Source organism: Sorangium sp. So ce124, from assembly GCF_051525235.1.
GTDB classification, from domain to species: domain Bacteria; phylum Myxococcota_A; class Polyangia; order Polyangiales; family Polyangiaceae; genus Sorangium; species Sorangium atrum.
Window position 1 is genome coordinate 10837175 of record NZ_CP150312.1, and the last position, 16960, is coordinate 10854134.

8 protein-coding genes are annotated in these 16960 nt (G+C 72.5%); 3 read left to right on the forward strand and 5 right to left on the reverse strand.

Translation table 11 applies throughout. The annotated features are described in order from the left end of the window. Positions 1–2 precede the first annotated feature (2 nt). The 5 genes from WMF19_RS40725 to WMF19_RS40745 form a co-directional block, all read right to left on the reverse strand. A complete protein-coding gene (locus WMF19_RS40725) occupies positions 3–6626 on the reverse strand; it encodes an amino acid adenylation domain-containing protein (protein WP_437895307.1) in 6624 nt (2207 codons plus the stop codon). Positions 6627–7226: 600 nt separating this feature from the next. Then, on the reverse strand, positions 7227–7877 hold the full coding sequence (locus WMF19_RS40730) for a LolA family protein (RefSeq protein WP_437324827.1): 651 nt from the start codon (positions 7875–7877) through the stop codon (positions 7227–7229). Between the two features lie 47 nt (positions 7878–7924). After that, on the reverse strand, positions 7925–10453 hold the full coding sequence (locus tag WMF19_RS40735; RefSeq protein WP_437895308.1) for a cytochrome c peroxidase: 2529 nt from the start codon (positions 10451–10453) through the stop codon (positions 7925–7927). A 403-nt stretch (positions 10454–10856) separates the two neighbouring features. Next, the gene (locus tag WMF19_RS40740; RefSeq protein WP_437895309.1) at positions 10857–12317 is read right to left on the reverse strand and encodes a C45 family autoproteolytic acyltransferase/hydolase; all 1461 of its coding nucleotides are present in this window, start codon (positions 12315–12317) and stop codon (positions 10857–10859) included. Between the two features lies 1 nt (position 12318). Further along, positions 12319–13146 (reverse strand): glycosyltransferase family 2 protein, encoded by an 828-nt coding sequence (locus WMF19_RS40745; protein ID WP_437895310.1) that lies wholly within the window; start codon positions 13144–13146, stop codon positions 12319–12321. Positions 13147–13158: 12 nt separating this feature from the next. Here WMF19_RS40745 and WMF19_RS40750 point away from each other — a divergent pair, with 12 nt between their 5' ends. The 3 genes from WMF19_RS40750 (at position 13159) to WMF19_RS40760 (ending at position 16919) form a co-directional block, all read left to right on the forward strand. After that, complete coding sequence (locus WMF19_RS40750) at positions 13159–14526, forward strand: MFS transporter (protein ID WP_437895311.1); 1368 nt, start codon at positions 13159–13161, stop codon at positions 14524–14526. 11 nt (positions 14527–14537) lie between these two features. Next, positions 14538–15521 (forward strand): phosphotransferase enzyme family protein, encoded by a 984-nt coding sequence (locus WMF19_RS40755; RefSeq protein ID WP_437895312.1) that lies wholly within the window; start codon positions 14538–14540, stop codon positions 15519–15521. A 588-nt stretch (positions 15522–16109) separates the two neighbouring features. After that, entirely contained in the window at positions 16110–16919 is an 810-nt protein-coding gene (locus WMF19_RS40760) for a class I SAM-dependent methyltransferase (RefSeq protein WP_437895313.1), read from the forward strand. Positions 16920–16960 lie beyond the last annotated feature (41 nt).

Genomic DNA, 16960 nt, shown 5'->3' on the forward strand with positions numbered 1-16960 from the left:
GCTCAATCCTCCGGCTTGCCCTGGCGTGAGGCCTGTTCCGGCGCGAGCCCGCGCCGCTCCAGGCCGCGCTCGCGCTGCCGCCGGGCGCGCGCGGTGATGGCGTCGAACCGGGCGCCCTCCGCCGTGCCCGCCGCGGCCCCGACCGCCGCCGCCTCCTCGCCTTTCGCCGAGGGGGGCGCGTTGACCCCGAGCGCCCTCAGGTACGCCGCCTGCTGGGACACCGTCGGATGCTCGAACAGGTGCACGAGGGGAACATCGCGGCTGAAGCGCTCGCGGAGGCTGCGCGCCATGCTGACGAGCAGGAGCGAGTCGCCCCCGAGGTCGAAGAAGTTGTCGTCGTGACCGACGCGCGGGCGCCTCAGCACCTCGGCCCAGATGCCGGCGATGGCGCTCTCCAGCCCGTCGCTCTCCACCGCGGCGGGCCTCACCCTGGCTCGCTCCGCGGGCGGCGGCGCGTCCTCCGGGGCTGACCGCTGCGCCTTCTCCGGAACCGACCGCTGCGCGCCTTCCGGGACCGACCGCTGCGCGCCCTCCGTCGGGCCAGGGAGCCTGTCGACGACGACCACCCTGACGGGCTCCTCCGTCCAGCGCTCCGCGACGTACGACGAGAGCGTTCGGGCGAGCCCATCGCGCGGCCGCTCCGGCCTCGCCAGGGCAACTCCCTGCGGCGGCGCGGCGCGCGTCGCGGCGTCGACCATGGCCGCCAGCGCCGCCGACTCGCGGGCCAGCGCCTCGAGGGTGGTGTCCGCGTCCGAGATGGCCCCCCCGACGAGGCCGTGGAGGTATTCGTGGCGCGGGCCGACATGGAAGAGGTGGGCGACCTGCGCGAAGTCGAATCCGCCCGTCTGACAGAGGCCGATCTGGTGATCCGGCGCCGTCGACTCGAGCAGATGGGCGATGACGCCGGCCTCCATGAGGCACAGATCCCGCGACCGGCTGCCGTACACCGGCTCGATGGCGCCGAGATCCGCCACGAGGTACACGCTGAACGCCGAGCTGTCGAACGCCTGCCCGTTGGGGCCTCCGTGGACCGAGCGGTCGATGTCCGCGCCGGGCTGGATCGCGACCAGCTGCTCGCGCTCCGGGTGGAAGTAGTACGTCCCTCCGGGGACCCGCTCGATCCGATCCGGCTTCACATACAGGTACACGTGCACCGGATACAGGTTGCCCGCCGAGGCATAGAGCTGCTTGGCGAGCGGATAGCCCGGCAGCCGCACCGGAGACAGCTGCCTCAGGAAGCGCGCCAGACGTTCGAAGGCGATGGGTTCGCTCCGGAACTGGCGATAGCTGCGCCGCCGCGCGAACGCCGAGAGATCTTCGTCCGTGCGCGCGCGGGCGATCAGGGGGATGGCGGCCCCGGAGAGATCGTCGCGCTGCGCCGGCTTGCTCAGCTTGAACTTCAGCTTCGCGATCGGATCCTGCAGCAAGGGGAGCTCCGGGTCCGCCGCGCCCTCCCGCGCCGTCACGTACGCGACCAGCCCGGCGCGCTCGCCCGCGGCGCGCTCCACCCTCGCTGCCGCGACGCTCGGGTGCTCACGGAGCAGCTCCTCGATCCCGGGCGTGCGCCCCGGATCAGCCGCAGTGTCCCGCGGAGGCGCGATGACCTGCTCTTCCACGCCGGGGTCCCGCGCTGGATCCGGAAGGGCGCTGCGATCGACCTTGCCGTTGCTGGTGAGGGGGAGGCGGCGCGCCTCCACGAAGGCGCTCGGCACCATGTAGTCCGGGAGCTTCGAGGCGACGAACGCCCGCAGCCCGGGCGCCTCGAGCGCCCTGCCCGGGGCCGGAACGACATGGGCGATGAGCCGCTTTCCACCGCTCGCCGTGCTCCCCACCGAGACAGCGGCGCTCGCCACGTCGGGGTGCTGCAGCAGCGCGGCCTCGATCTCCTCGAGCTCGATCCTGTGCCCTTGAATCTTCACCTGGAAGTCTTCTCGTCCCAGGAACTCGATGTTCCCGTCCGGCAGACAGCGTCCCAGGTCGCCGGTCCAGTACAGCCGCTCTCCGGTCTCCGGGTGTGTCACGAAGCGCTCGCGCGTCCTCTCTTCATCGCGCCAGTAGCCGCGCGCGAGGCCCACGCCGCCGATGTAGAGGCGCCCGGGCACCCCGTCGGGACACGGCTCCATCGCCCCGTCGAGCACGTGGAACCGCTGGTTCGCGAGCGGCTTGCCGTAAGGGATGCTCTTCCAGCTCGGATCCACGCGGGTGATCGGATAGGCGATGGACCAGATCGACGCCTCCGTCGCCCCGCCGAGGCTCAGCACCGACGCGCCCGGGAACGCCTCGCGGATGCGATCGGGCAGGGTCACGGGGATCCAGTCTCCGCTGAGGAGCACGGCGCGCAGGGGCGCGAGGGCGCCCGGGCGCTCCGCCCGGTGCTCCACGAGCATCTGCATGAGCGCCGGGACGGTGTTCCACAGCGTCACGCCGTGCCGGGACATCAGCTCCTCCCAGTGTCCGGGATCGCGCAGCCGGCCCGGCTCGGGCAGCACCACCGCGCCCCCCGCCGCCCACAGGCCGAAGAGGTCGTAGACCGACAGATCGAAGGCGAGCGACGAGAGCGACAGGACACGATCCGAGGCGTTCACGCCGAGGCGCGCGTTCACGTCCGCGAGGGTGTTCACGGCGCCGCGGTGATCGATCGCCACGCCCTTCGGCTTCCCCGTCGAGCCCGAGGTGAAGATGACGTAGGCCAGATCGTCGGGCCGCTGAACGGCCTCGAGGGGCGACTCGTCCTCTGACGGCCCGCCCGGCGCGTCCAGGGGCACGACGATCGTCCCCGCGGGCCACCGGGCCGGCTCCGCGAACCGCGCCTGGGTAAGGACGATCTGCACCTCGCCCTGCGCCAGGATCCCCCAGAGCCGCTCTCTGGGCCACGCCGGATCCACCGGCAGGTAGGCAGCCCCGGACTTGAGGACGCCGAGCGCCCCGAGCGCCTGCGCGATGCCCTTCTCGCAGGCGATGGCGACGAGGGTGTCGGGGCGCGCGCCGCGGGCCCGCAAGGCGCGGCCGAGGGCGTTGCTCTGCCGGTCGAGCTCCCCGTACGTGATGCTCCCCTCGGGCGCGATCACCGCGGGCGCCCCGCCGCGGGCCGCCGCGCTCCGGAGGAACGCCGCGTGGAGCAGCTCCTCCGGCGCGGCTTGCTGCGTCCGGTTCATCCGGGCGCGCGCCTCCTGCTGCGCGACCGGGAGCGCGACCCTCGCCCGCTGGAGCGCCTCGTCGCCGCGCGCCAGCCGGGTGAGCAGATCCAAATAGGACTCGAGCATCGCGCCGACCATCCCCTCGGGAAAGAGCCCCTCGACGACATCCCAGGAGAACGCGAGCTCTCCCTGGTCCTCGGTGACCTGATGATCGAGCCACACCTGCGGTGTCTGGGTGACCATGAAGACCTCCTTGCCGAGCCAGGAGAACAGCGACTGCGGCTCGACCCCTCCCTGGCCCAGCAGGCTCGTGAACACCACGGGGACGCTCGGCGCGTGCGCCTGGCGGAGCGCCGGGATCGCCCCCGCGCGCCGGTGCTCGATCGCCCTCCAGATCTGGTCCTGCGTGGCGCGCGCCAGCTCGGAGACCGCTTTGCGCCCGCCGACGTCGAAGCCCACCAGCACCACCGTGGTGAAGTCGCCGACGATCGCCGCGACGTCCTCGTGCAGCCGCGGGCGCTCGAACGACGTCAGCGTGAGCGAGAACTCCGGGCGAGCGCTCCACTTCCCGAGCACCTGGGCGAACGCCGCGAGGACGACGGCCGAAGGCGTGAGGCGGCTCGCCTTCGCCCGGCTCTTCAGCGATCCCCACGCGGCCCGATCGAGGCGCCCCCTGTGCCGCACGAACCGGGGCGGCGTGACGTCTCGAGGCTTCCTGGCGAGCGGCAGGTCGGGCGCCGGGGGGAGGCTCGCCACGCGCTCGCGCCAGAACGCGAGCGAGCGCTCGTGATCCGCTGTCTGCCGATGGCGCTCCGCATCCAGGATGCAGTCGCGGAAGGTCACGCCGAGCGGCGGCAGTTCGAGCTCGGGCTGCTCGTAGAAGCGCTCCAGATCGCGCGAGACGATCCCGCAGCTCCAGGCGTCGAGCGCGAGGAGATCCAGGTTGATGTGCACGCGGCGCCGGCCGTCCGGAAGGAGCGACACGCCGGCGTCGAACAGGGGCCATTCCGTGGGCGCGAACACGCGGTGGGACAGCCGATGACGGATATCGTCGAGCGCCCGGCCGGCGTCGGCCGGCGTCATCGCGCGGAGATCCCAGATCTTCGGCTCGAAGCGGGGCACCGTCCGCTGCACCCGCTGGAGCCCGTCTCCGGTGAACACGGCCCTGAGCATCCCGTGCCGCGCGATGACCCGATTCCACGCTCGCTCGAAGCGCTCGAGATCCAGCCCATCGCACTCCCGCTCGAGGTAGCCGTGACAGCCGACGCCCCCGAGGTCGAAGGCGCTCTCGCGCCCGACCAGATACGCCCGCTGCACGTCGGTCTGGGGAAAGGGCGCTCCCGGGTCGTCGTCGGCTGGGCTGACGACGGGGGCCTCTCCCTCGCGGCCGCCGGGCGAGAGCGGCCCCGCGAGCAGGCGCGACAGCTCGGTCAACGTCATTCCCTCGATCAAGCTCGCCGGCGAGATCTGCCTGCCGCTGAGCCCCGCGATGCGCTCCGCCAGCCGGATCGCCTTGACCGACTCGAGCCCGATCTCGACGAGCGGCACGTCCCAGCGCAGCTGCGCGCTGTCCACCTGAAGGACGTCTCCCACGAGCGCCCCGAGGCGCGCGGTACAGCTCGATCCGCCGGGCTGCGCGCCTCCCGTCGCGGAGGGCCCATCCTGGGCCGCGGCCGCGCCGTCGCGCGCGTTCGCGCCGTGGAACACGCCGAGGGGCTCCAGCTCGCCGCGCAGAAAGGCCGCCTTGCACGCCCTCCGCTGCACTTTCCCGCTCGTTGTCTTGGGGAGGCGGCGCGGGGGGAGGAGCACGACCGCGTGCACCGGGAGCCCGAACTGCTGCGCCACGGCGCGCCGAGCGGCGCGCGCGAGCGCCTCGAGATCGAGCCCGCGCTGCCCGCGCTTGATCTCCTGGCAGACGACGATCGCCTCGGGCTCCTCGGCGGGGAGGCTCAGCCCATCCTCGAGGCCCACGGAGAAGGCTGCTCCCCCGTCGGGCGCAAAGGCCTCGTGGGCGGAGCACACAGCGAGCTCGATGTCCTGCGGATAGTAATTGCGCCCCCGGACGATGATGACGTCCTTGAGCCGCCCTGTGATGAACAGCTCTCCCTCCTGCAAGAAGCCGAGATCGCCGGTCCGCAGGAAGCGCAGGTCGCCCGCGCCGCGCAGCCGCGCGCCGAACGAGGCGCTGGTCGCCTCCGGGTTCTTCCAGTAGCCGCCCACCACCGCGCTGCTCTCGACCCACACCTCGCCCACCTGCAGATCCGGCGCGGGCGCTCCGCTGGCTGGATCGACGATCGCGACGCGCGTGCCGGGCAGGGGCCGGCCGCAGCTCACGATCTCCTGTGCGTCGGGCTCCGCCGCGGCGCAGGCGCGCGCCCGCCCCTGTTGCAGCTCCGTGGAGCTCACCTGGACGACGCGCGGCGGGCGCCTCGGCGAGACGCTGACCCCCAGCGTCGCCTCGGCCAGGCCGTAGGAGGGCCGCAGCGCGTCGGGCCGGAATCCGCTCGGCGCGAAGGCTTCGATGAAGCGCGCGAGGGTCCCCGCGCGGACGGGCTCGGCCCCGTTGATCACCGTCTTCCAGGCGGACAGATCGAGCCGGGCGCGCTGCTCGGCGGTCGAGCTCGTCACGCAGAGATCGAAGGCGAAGTTCGGAGCCGCGCTGTGGTGGCCGCGGTGGCGCGACAGCGCCTCGAGCCAGCGCATGGGCCGGAAGATGAACGACGCCGGAGGCATGCTGATGCATCTGCCGCCGACGAAGAGCGGCAGCATGATCCCGTGAATCAGCCCCAGATCGTGGAAGTGGGGCAGCCAGCTGACGAAGGTGTCGCCGCGCGCGATCCCGAACCCCTCGGCGAGCATGCGGCAGTTCTGCAGGACGTTGCGATGGCTGACCATCACGCCCTTGGGGCTGGAGGTCGAGCCGGAGGTATATTGCAGGTACGCGACGTCGTCTGTCGTGCCGGGGGCTCCGCTCACGCGTCCGGCTTCCGCGCCCGAGGAGCGCTCCTCCAGCGTGTGAACCGCGAGCCCGGAGCGCGAGGTCGACGCGCTCCGCTCCCGCGGCGCGGCTCCCGCGGCGAGCGCGCACGCAGGGGCACAGTCGGCCGTGATGGCGTCGAACCGAGACTCCGTCCGATTCGGCCGCGGGAGCGAGGTCGGGACAGCCACCATGTCCGCCAGCAGGCAGCCGAAGAACGCCTCGATGAACTCGAGCCCAGGCGCGAACAGGAGGAGGACGCGGCTCTTCGCTGGATAACGCGCGCGGAGGAAGGCGGCGATCGCCTGAGCGCGGGCGTGGAGCGCGGCGAACGAGAGCGCCGCCGTCTCCTCTTCGCCTTCGTGGAGATGGACGTACGCGGGCGCGTCGCCGAGCTCCTCCGCGCGGCGAGCGAGCAGCTCAGGCAGTGACGTCAGGGCGCTCCGAGATCCAGACAGGTCGTCCTGTGCGGCGCCGGGCGCATGCCCAGAAAAAGTCATGCCAAGTGTCACGAACGGTTCCTTTCGATTCAAGCACGCAAGACCGCCTGCGCGCACCCAGGCGCTTCACCCATCGAATCGATGCATGCGGCCCGCAGCGCATCGAATGCTTTGCGGGAGATGCAGTGTGCGCCAACGGTCGAGGTGATTCACCGGGCTCGGCGCTCGCTTCGCTGCGAGCCCGAGAGGATCGTGGGTTACGGGGAACGCTCGAGCAACGGGCGCAGGTCATGACACGAAGGAGAGGGCTTGTCTAGCCCACCCATCGACGGAGCATGACGTCTCCCGATGATGCGGAAGAGGCCTGTGGCGCGGTGATGTGCTAGGCGCGCTCACCGCATGAACGCCTCGCAGGGGAGCAATCGTTAAGTAGTGTTATTTATTGTTGAGAACGACGCCGACCGACGAGCGCGGTCGCATGACGAGATCACACGCTCGATCTGTCGCAAACTGGCGAATGGTCCGCGCGCGGCGCACAGCCGCCCTCGGGCCGAGCGACGATGGCCTCTCGAGGCGCTGCTCCTGGTCGGGCGGCGCGCGCGTCCTCGGCGCCACGCGCGCCGCCCGCGCGCGCTTCGAGCGCGCCCGCGTGCTCGTTGCCCTCGCGTCCGCTCAGCCCTGCTTCGGCGCCTTCATCCGCGCCGGATCCACGCTCACGTCGCGCGCCACCTTGCCGAACGCGATGACGCTCCGGTCGCCGTTCCGCTCCTCGATGACCACGCGCCGCACCGACCACAGCTCCGGCCCCGAGGTCATCTCGAGGCTGCGCACGTGCTTCGCGACCTCCTCGGCCCGCGGCCGCGCCGCCAGCGTGATCCCGTCCGCGCGGCTCGGGATCGACAGATCGTAGCGCGCCCGCAGCTTCCCGAGGTCGCCGCCCAGCAGCACCAGGAGGTCCGACAGCACCGCCCCGAAGCGCCCCGCCGCGCCCCGCCCCGCGCCCGTCGCGCCCTTCGGCGTCGCGAAGCCGAACCCCTCGGGCGTGATCCAGTAGGTGATCGCGTCCGGCGGCTTCAGCTCCCACCGGAGGCGGTCGGGCAGCACCAGCGTCATCTCGCCGTCGCTCTTCACCGCCGTCGCCAGCAGGCCGATGCTCCGCTCCTGCGTGAACGGCGCGACCAGCGTCTTCACCGACGCGCGCGCCCGCGTGATCTCGGCGAGCGCGTCGCCCACCTCGTCCGCGCGCGCGCGGCGCGCGTGGCTGCCGACCGACAGCGCCCCGCCGCACGCCGCGAGCCCCATCAAGAAAGATCGTCGCTGCATCCTCGTCTCGTCCTCTGACATGTTCATGTCAGACGAGCGGGCCGCGCTCAATCCGCAATGGGCTTCGGCGTGTTGGGCCCGCTCTCCGGCAGGTCCGGCTTCGCGATGTACTCCTTCGGGAGCTCGCCCGTCAGGCTCTTCAGCCACACAACGATCTGCTCGACCTGGGCATGGGAAAGTTCCTTGCCGAGCTGGTGCTTCCCCATGAGCCGCACCGCCTCCTGCAGCGACGAGACGGACCCGTCGTGGAAGTACGGCGCCGTCATGGCCACGTTGCGGAGCGTCGGCACCCGGAAGACCATGAAATCGGCCTGCTTCTTCGTGATCTCGAAGACGCCGCGGTCCATCGTGTCCGGCCACGACCGCACGAGGCCGAGCTTCTGGAACATCGTCGCCCCGACGTGCGGGCCGAAATGGCACGTCACGCAGCCGACCTCGACGAACGTGTTGAACCCTTCCTTCTCCGCGTTGGTCAGGGCCTCGGGCTCCCCCTCCAGGAACTGGTCCCACCGCCCGCGCGTGATCAGCTTGCGCTCGAACGCGCCGATCGCCTTCGCGGTGTTGTTGGCGTTGACGGGCCACGGATCGTTCGGGAACGCCCTGCCGAACGCCTTCACGTACTCCGGGATCGAGCGCAGCGTCGCCTCCAGCCGCACCGGCGTCATCGCCATCTCGCTCGGGTTCATCATCGGCCCGTTGGCCTGGGCCTCGACGTTGTCGAAGCGCCCGTCCCACATGAGCGAGAAGAACCCCGCGGAGTTGTACACGCTCGGCGTGTTGCGGCGGCCGCTCTGGTGGGCGTGCCCGATCGACACCTTCGCCCCGTCCGCGCCGTAGCGGTCGAGCGGGTGGCACGAGTTGCACGCGAGGTCGTGGTTCTTCGAGAGCCGCGTGTCGTAGTAGAGCATCCGGCCGAGGTTGATCTTCTCGTCCGTGAGCGGGTTGCTCGAGGACGTGATGACCGCCGGCAGCGGGTTGAAGCTCCCGAGCCGCTCCGGATCGATCTGCACGGCCGGCTCGGCCGGCGCCTCGGCCGCCCCCGGCGCCGCGGTGGCCGCGGCCGGGGCGGCGGCCGCCGGCGCGGGCTGCGTCCCGCCGGTCGCCGGGGCGGACGCCGCCGCCGTCGTCTTCTGCACGAGCCAGGCGCCGACGCCGGCGCCCGTCGCCGCGACCAGCGCCGCCGCCGCCACGAGCGGGGCCGCCCTGCTGCGCTGCCGCACGGGGGCGGTCGGCGGATCGCCCGCCACGATGATCGTCCTCTGGAACGGCACGGAGGTGCCGGCGCCGGTCGTCGACGAGGGCGGGCCGTCCGGGCGCCCGCGGATCAGGAGGCCGTGCGGGGTCGCGTGATGGCCGCTCTGGGTCGCGTGGTGGCCGCTCTGGGTCGCGTGGTGGTGACCGCTCTGGCCGAGGGGCCCGCTGTGCGTGACGTGCTCGGGCCAGCTGCGGGGCGTCCCCACGGGCGTGGGCGGGCGCCGCGTCGAGAGGTCACCGGGGTCCGGCCAGCTGCGGGACGTGCCCGCGGGCGTCGGCGTGCGCCGGGAGAGCTCCGCGCTGTTCTGCCAGCTGCGGGGCGTCCCCACGGGCGTGGGCGGGCGCCGCGTCGGGGCGTCGGGGTTCGGCGGCCCCTGCGAGGGCGGCGGGGCGTCGGCCTGCACCGAGTCGGGCAGGGGCCGCAGCATGCTCTCGTGGATCGAGATGCCGTGCGGCAGCAGCATCCGGCACTCGTCGAGCATCTCCGCCGCGCTCTGGAAGCGCAGGTTCCTGTCGATCTGGAGCGCGCGCGCCACGATCTCGGAGACCTCGTACGGCACCCAGGGCGCCAGGCTCTGGATGGGCGGCGCCGGGGTCGAGCAGATCGCGACGATGAGCTCGCCGAGCCCCCGCGAGTTCCTGTAGGGGGTGCGCCCGGCGAGCATCTTGAAGAGGACGATGCCGAGCGACCAGACGTCGGTCCGGCCGTCGACGTCCCGCATGTTGCGCGCCTGCTCGGGCGACATGTAGATGGGCGAGCCGATCAGGTTGCTCGTGGCCGTGAGCTCCTGGTGGTGCTCGAACGAGTCGTCGGCCTGGATCTTGGCGACGCCGAAGTCGAGCAGCTTGACCGAGTACTCGCCCCCGTCGCGCCGCGCCAGGAACAGGTTGGCGGGCTTGATGTCGCGGTGGAGGACGCGCGCGTCGTGCGCCTTGATGAGGCCCATGCACGCCTGGGCCACGATGCAGAGCGCGAGCTCGGGCGGCAGGGGGCCGAGCCGCCGGAGCATCTGGTCGACGTCCTCGCCGTTGAGCAGCTCCATCACGAGGAAGGGCAGGCCGGTCGCGCGGTCCCTGCCGCTATCGAGCACGCTCGCGATGTGCTCGCTGTCGATCGCGCCGGCCGCCCTGGCCTCGCGCTCGAAGCGGGCCATCACCGCCTCGTCCTGCGCGAGCTTGCTCGTGATCACCTTGACGGCGACGCGGCGGCCCGTGCCCAGGTGCCGAGCCTCGTAGACTGCCCCCATCCCGCCTTCCCCGAGCAGGCCGAGGATGAGGTACCGTTGATCGAGGGTCGTGTTGATCAGGTTGATGTCCGTCATGGTCTGGTCGACCCGGTCGCCGCTCCGATGCCGCGACCTTGGCGCCCCGAATCGCATTGTCGGACGGAAGGTCGCGCTAGGCAATCTTGCGGTAAGGCCACGCCGGACGAGAGGTGTCCCACCTCCGGTGTACGGGCGTGTGAAGAGATGGCACCCCGAAACCACGCCGAAATAATTGCGATTTCGCGTCGGGTGTGTCGCCGCTGCGCTGCGGGGAGGGCCCTCGTCATCGCGGCGGCGCGGCGCTTTCGTGCTCGCCGCGGGATGAGGCGCATCCCGGGCGCGCGGCTGTCGCGCTCGCTCGCCACGCTCGCCACGCTCGCCACAACGGCGTCACGGTATGGAGACGGCGCCGCCGCGCTTGCGCGAGGGACGGAGCGGTTATTTAGTTGCGTCTGTTTATTTAAGGATTGTCGTTGCCGCGCTCACCGCCTTCGTGGGGGGAGCCGGCGCGCTCCCAGGCGGCGTAGTCGCCGCTCGTGAGCAGCGGATCTTCGGGCATGGCGTCGGGCTCGGCCGTGTCGAGCGCCGGGTCGAACGCCGGATCGAGCAGCCGGGTGAGGTCGAAGCGGAGGAAGCGGCCGGCGAGGTGCGGGCCTTCGCTGACCCAGAGGACGCGCGCCGTGGCGTCCATGACGACCGCGTGGGTGGCGATGAGCGCGTCGATCGCGCGCCGGTCGCCGAGCGGCAGCGGCGCGCCGCCGCGCCCGCGCCTGTCGCGCAGGACGTCGATCGCCGCCTCGACCGTCGCGCCCTCGGGCAGCGCCGCGAGCCGCTCGTCGAGGCGGTCGCGCCGCGGGCGGGTCGAGGTCTCGGCCAGGACGCGGAGGTTGCGCGGATCGCTGGCGAGCGGCCCCTCGAAGTGGTTGGTGAGCGGCACCTTGCCGCGGCCCCGGCGCGCGTGCAGCGGCGCGCCGGGCGCCCGCTCGGCGATCGCCGCCTCGCCGCCCGCGTCGACGAGCATCACGAGGTGCGAGACCATCGGCGCGCGCGCCTCGAGGATCGCGAGCGCCTCGTCGACATTGCGCGCGCGGCCGAGCACCTCGCGCATCGTGTGGACGACCGGCTCTCCTGCCGCCCGCGGCTCGCCGGCCCGCCCGCCGTGGACGACGAGCGCGAGGCCCGCGGCGTTCATCCCCGTCACCGCGCCGATCAGGCCGGGCCAGGACACCGAGGCGTACGGGATCTTCCCCTGCTCGTGGACGAGGAACACCGCCTTCCCCTCGTCGAAGACGGGCCCGGCCTCGAAGTCGAAGTTGCGGGCGAGCACCGCGTGCCCATCCGCCGACGCCGTCCCGGTGAGCGCGAAGCTCGTGCAGCCGATGAGCGGCGAGTGCTCGAACGAGAGCGCGATGTCGTAGAGCGACTGGAGGAAGACGAAGCGGTGGTACGTGGGGAGGACGCCGTCGAACGGGTCGGGCGAGAAGGCGCGGGCCTGCGCGGCGATCTCGCGCCGCACGCCCTCGGTCATGCCCTGGTCCACGTCGCGGAACTCGAGGCGCGACAGGTCCATGATGAGCCACCGGAGCGGGGCGACGGGCACGTAGTGGTGGAACTGCTCGTAGAGGGTCCCCTCGTTCTTCACCATCTCCGGGTAGAAGAGCCGCCCGTGCTGGTGCCCGATCTCCTCCGGCGATCCCGAGAGGCGCGCCTCGAGGATCCGCCCGCGGCGGCGCACGTAGGCCGGGCCGAGCACGCGCAGCCCTCCGGGCCCCGCCTCGGGCTCGCCGGCGGCCGCCCGGATCGGGGGCGGCTCGATCCGCGTCGCGGCGGCGATGCCGAGGTGCGCGAGGGCCGGCGCGGCGAGGAGCGCGGCGGCCGCGAGGAGCTTGCGGCGGTGGCGTGCGAGGCGCGACGGCCGCAAATCAGGGAGGCGCCGTCGCCGGCTGCCGCGGGTGGGGGTCGAGCTCCGTGGCGAGCGCGCTCGCCGCGGCCGGGCGGACCGGGTCGTCCGGCGACAGCGTCGGCGCGGCCGGCACGTGGCGGAGCCCGCGCGTGAGCGCGAGCGTCGCCACCACCCGGCGGATGATCCGCGCCGGATCGCGCACGCTGTCGAAGTGGGTGAGCCGCTCGCCCTCGGGCGGGTAGATGACCCGGATCGGCACCTCGACGAGGCGGACGCCGGCGGCCACCGCGCGCAGCAGGATCTCCGCCTCGAAGGCGTACCCCTCGTCGCGGGCGCCGAGCGACAGTGTCTTCCGGAGCGGGTAGCGGCGCAGGCCGCACTGGGTGTCGGCGAAGGGGCGGCCGGCGAAGAGGGAGAGGAAGAAGTTCGAGATCCGGTTCGAGATCTGGTTCGCGCGCGGCGCGCCTGCGCCCACGAGATCCCGGATGCCGAGCACCAGCGCCTCGGGGTCGGCGTCGGCCTCGATGAGGCGCCGCGCCTCCTCCGGCGGGTGCTGTCCGTCCGCGTCGATGGTGATCGCGACGTCGAAGCCTGAGGCGAGGGCGAACTCCATCCCTGTGCGCAGGGCGGCGCCCTTGCCCTGGTTCTCCGGGTGGCTCAGCACCGTGGCGCCGGCCGCGCGCGCCCGCTCGGCCGTCCTGTCGGTCGATCCGTCGTCCACCACGATGACGGCGCCGGCAACGCCGTGGACCCGGAGCGCCTCCCGTGTGACGTCCCCCACGTTGCGCTCGGCCTGGTAGGCGGGAATGATGGCGCAGATCCGCATGAGACAGAGCGCGATTACCATGGTGTGCCCTGGATGAACAGCGGCAGCCGCCCGGAGCGCCGTCCTGGCCTGCTCCTGCTCCGTTGCCGTCCTGCGTTCCGTCGCGTCTGGATGAGCGAGGTCGTCTCGCTGCTCGGCGACTGGATGAGCTTCGTCGCTGTGAGCCTGCTCGCGCTCGGGGGCGAGGGGGGCGGGGTCGTGGCGCTCGCGCTGGTGATGGTGGGGCATCACCTCCCGATCGCGCTGTTCGCGCCGGTGGCGGGGGTGCTCGCGGACCGGCTCGATCGGCGGTGGCTGCTCATCGCGACGAGCGTCGTGCAGGGCGCGCTCACGGTCGGGATGCTGGGCGCCGCGGTCGCCGGCAACGTGGTCGGGCTGCAGGTCCTCGTCTTCGCGCGCGCGTCGGTGGGCGCGCTGCGGTTGCCGGCGCAGAGCGCGGTGCTGCGCCATGTCGTCGAGGAGGACGAGCTGCTCGAGGCGAACGCGATCGCGTCGGCGACGTGGAGCGTCATGTTCGCGGTCGGGATGGCGTTCGGCGGCCTGATCGCGGGGCTCGGCCCTGCGGCGGCGCTCGCCCTGGACGCGGCGTCGTTCGGCCTGTCGGCGCTGTTCCTCCGGGGGCTCCCCCCGATGGTGGCGGAGGGGCGGCCGGCGGAGGGCGGCATGCTGTCGGCGCTCGCGTCGGTGCGCCGCGACATGGTGCTCGCGTGGCGGCACGCGTGGGAGCGTCCTCCGCTGCTCGACGCGGTGCTCGCGAAGACGCCGGTCCACATGGCGAACGGCGGGGCGCTCCTCTTGCTCAACCTGCTCGCGACGCAGCTCCCTTTCGCGGGCACGGGCGCGCTCACGCTGGGGGTTCTCCAGTGCGTGCGCGGCGCGGGCACGGGGGTCGGCCCGCTGGTCGGCGTCGCGCTGGTCCGCCGCGGACTGCGGGGCGAGCGCGCGGCGACGGGGGCCGTCTGGGTGACGTTCGGGGCGATCGCGGTGTTCGCGGTGACCCGCCACCCGGCGGCGCTGCTCGCGGTCGTGCTCGTCTGGGGCCTGGGCAGCGGGGCGAACTGGGTGCTGTCGAGCTCGGAGATCCAGCGGCTCTCGCCGGATCGCTTCGTCGGCCGGCTCTCGGCCGTCGACAACCTGGCCCTCACGGTGGGCCTGTGCGCGACGTTGCTCGGCGGTGCGGTCCTGGTGGAGCGCGCCGGCGTCCCCGCGGCTTCCGCCTGGCTCGGCCTCGGGGCCGGCGTCGTCACGTGGCTCGGGGCGCAGTGGATGCTGCGCCGGCGGGCCGCGGTGGTCTCGGCGGTCTCGGCGGTCCCGGCGGTCTCGGCGGCGGTCTCGGCGGTCTCGGCGGTCTCGGCGGTCTCGGCGCCGCCTCCCTTGCCCCCCGAGACCGAGCGCAGCTAGCCTCCCGCCCGATGATCCCGGACGTGTGGGCGCCCCTGAGCGGCCTCTCCGTGCGCCGCTGCGAGGACGAGGGCCTCATCAACGGCACCTGGCTGGCCGGCGACCCTCCGCGGTACGTGGTCCAGCGGGTGAGCCCTATCTTCGCCCCGGAGGTCCACGACGACATCGAGGCGGTGACGGCTCACCTGGCCGCCCGCGGCCTCGCGACGCCGCGGTTGCTGCGCGCCGGCGACGGCGCCCTGTGCGCGCGCGACGCGGAGGGCGCTGTGTGGCGGGTGATGGACTTCGTCCCTGGCCGGACGCACCACCGGGTCGGCTCTCCGGCGCTGGCGCGCGCCGCGGGGGAGCTCGCGGCCCGGTTCCACCGGGCGGTGGACGATCTCGAGCACGTGTACCGCCACGTCCGCGCGGGCGCGCACGACACGGCGCTCCACATGGAGCGGCTGGACGGCGCGGCCACGGGCGGGGACGGGCGGCGGCTGGCGGACGCCATCCTCGACGCGTTTCGCACGTGGCGGGGGCGGCTCGACCTGCCGGTCAGGCACTGCCACGGCGACCTCAAGATCTCGAACCTGCGCTTCTCCGAGGCCGGGGAGGGGATCTGCCTGCTCGATCTCGACACGCTGGCGCTCCAGTCGATCGACGTGGAGCTCGGCGACGCGTGGCGGTCGTGGTGCAATCCGGTCGGGGAGGACTCGACCGAGACGCGCTTCGATCTCGAGGTCTTCGCTGCGGCGGTCGCTGGCTACCGCGAGGCGAGGCCGTTCGGCGCGGAGGAGCAGGAAGCGCTCGTGGACGCGGCGGAGCGGATCGCGCTGGAGCTCGCGGCGCGGTTCTGCCGGGATGCCTTCGAGGACCGGTACTTCGGCTGGGATCCGTCGCGTTTCCCGACGCGGGTCGCGCACAACCTGTACCGGGCGGCGGGGCAGCTCTCCCTGGCGCGCTCGGCGCGGCGGCAGCGCGGGGAGCTTGCGCGGCTGCTAGCCGGGGGGTGAGCGGACCTGTTCGCGGCCACGAAGGTGGTCGTGGTCGTTAACGTGAACGTGGTCGTTAACGTGAACGTGGTCGTTAACGTGGTCGTGGTCGTGGTCGTGGTCGTCGACGACACGACCGTGGACGTGAACGTTCTGCCGAATCTTTGGTCGACTTCCGGTCGACGTTCACGTTCACGACTGAGCCGTTGACGACCACGACCACGACCACGTTAACGACCACGACCACGACCACGTTAACGACCACGACCACGTTAACGACCACGACCGCGTTCACGACTACCACCCGCTGAGCACGCCGCGGGAATGTCGTGTCACACCCATGACAGCGGAAGTGCGAGGACTTCCGGCCGCCCGCGCCAGGCCGGCTGCACTGCTGAAGCGCTGCTCCGGAGGCAGCAGCGTCGCGCCGCGGCGCTGGCGAGCGCGCGGCTTTCGCCGGTGGTACGCCCTGTGCCTGCGCCATCCGCTGCCGCGCATCCGCGCTGCCGACGCGCTCGGCTGCTGGCCCTGTGCTCGCAGAGGAGCAGCGTCGGCGGCCGGGCTCGCTGCCCGCGACGCTGGCCAGAGGCCAGGAGAGGTGCCATCGCCATGTCAGAACGCAAACTCTTCTACCCGGAACGCTTCAAGACCGCTTCGCGGTACTACACGACTGGCCGCCCTTCCTATCCGAAGCTCCTCAGCCGCCGGGTGGCCCAGCTGGTCGGGCTCGATCGGGGCGCCAGCGTGCTCGATCTCGGGACCGGCCCAGGCTTCCTCGCGATCGACTTCGCGCCGCTCGCCGGGCCGGTGACCGCGGTCGATCCATCGCCCGAGATGCTCTCTGCGGCCAAGGAGAACGCCGCCCGAGCGGACGTGTCGATCCGATTCGTTCATGGCAGCTCGTATGAGCTCGGACCCCACCTCGGCCGATTCAAGCTCGTCACCATCGGTCGCGCCTTCCACTGGATGGATCGCGCCGAGACCATCAAGTCGCTGGACGCGCTGCTCGAGCGAGGCGGCGCGGTGGCGCTGTTCGGAGAGAGCTACCCCGAGGTCCCGGCGAACGCGTGGCACAAGGAGTTCCAGGCGCTCATCGACCAGTACTCAACCGATGACCCTGCGCGCCCGCAGATCCGCGAGTCCGCGAAGAACGAAGCCGTGCTGCTCGACTCGGCCTTCAGCCATCTCGAGCGCGTCTCCGTCCTCGAGCAGCGGGAGACTCCCGTGGAGCGCTTCGTCGACCGCGCCCTGTCGTTCGCGGCCACATGGCACGGCCGGCCGGGGTCGCGCGAGGAGGACCTGGCCGTCGACGTCCGCAACGCCATCGCGAAGTACGCCGGCGCGGACGGCACCGTTCGCGAGGTCCTGGAGGGGCACGCGCTGATCGCCCGCCGCCCGCGCGACGTGCTGGCCGACTGACCCGGCGGAGCCGCTTGCTCGTGGTCCTGGCGGCGGCCCTC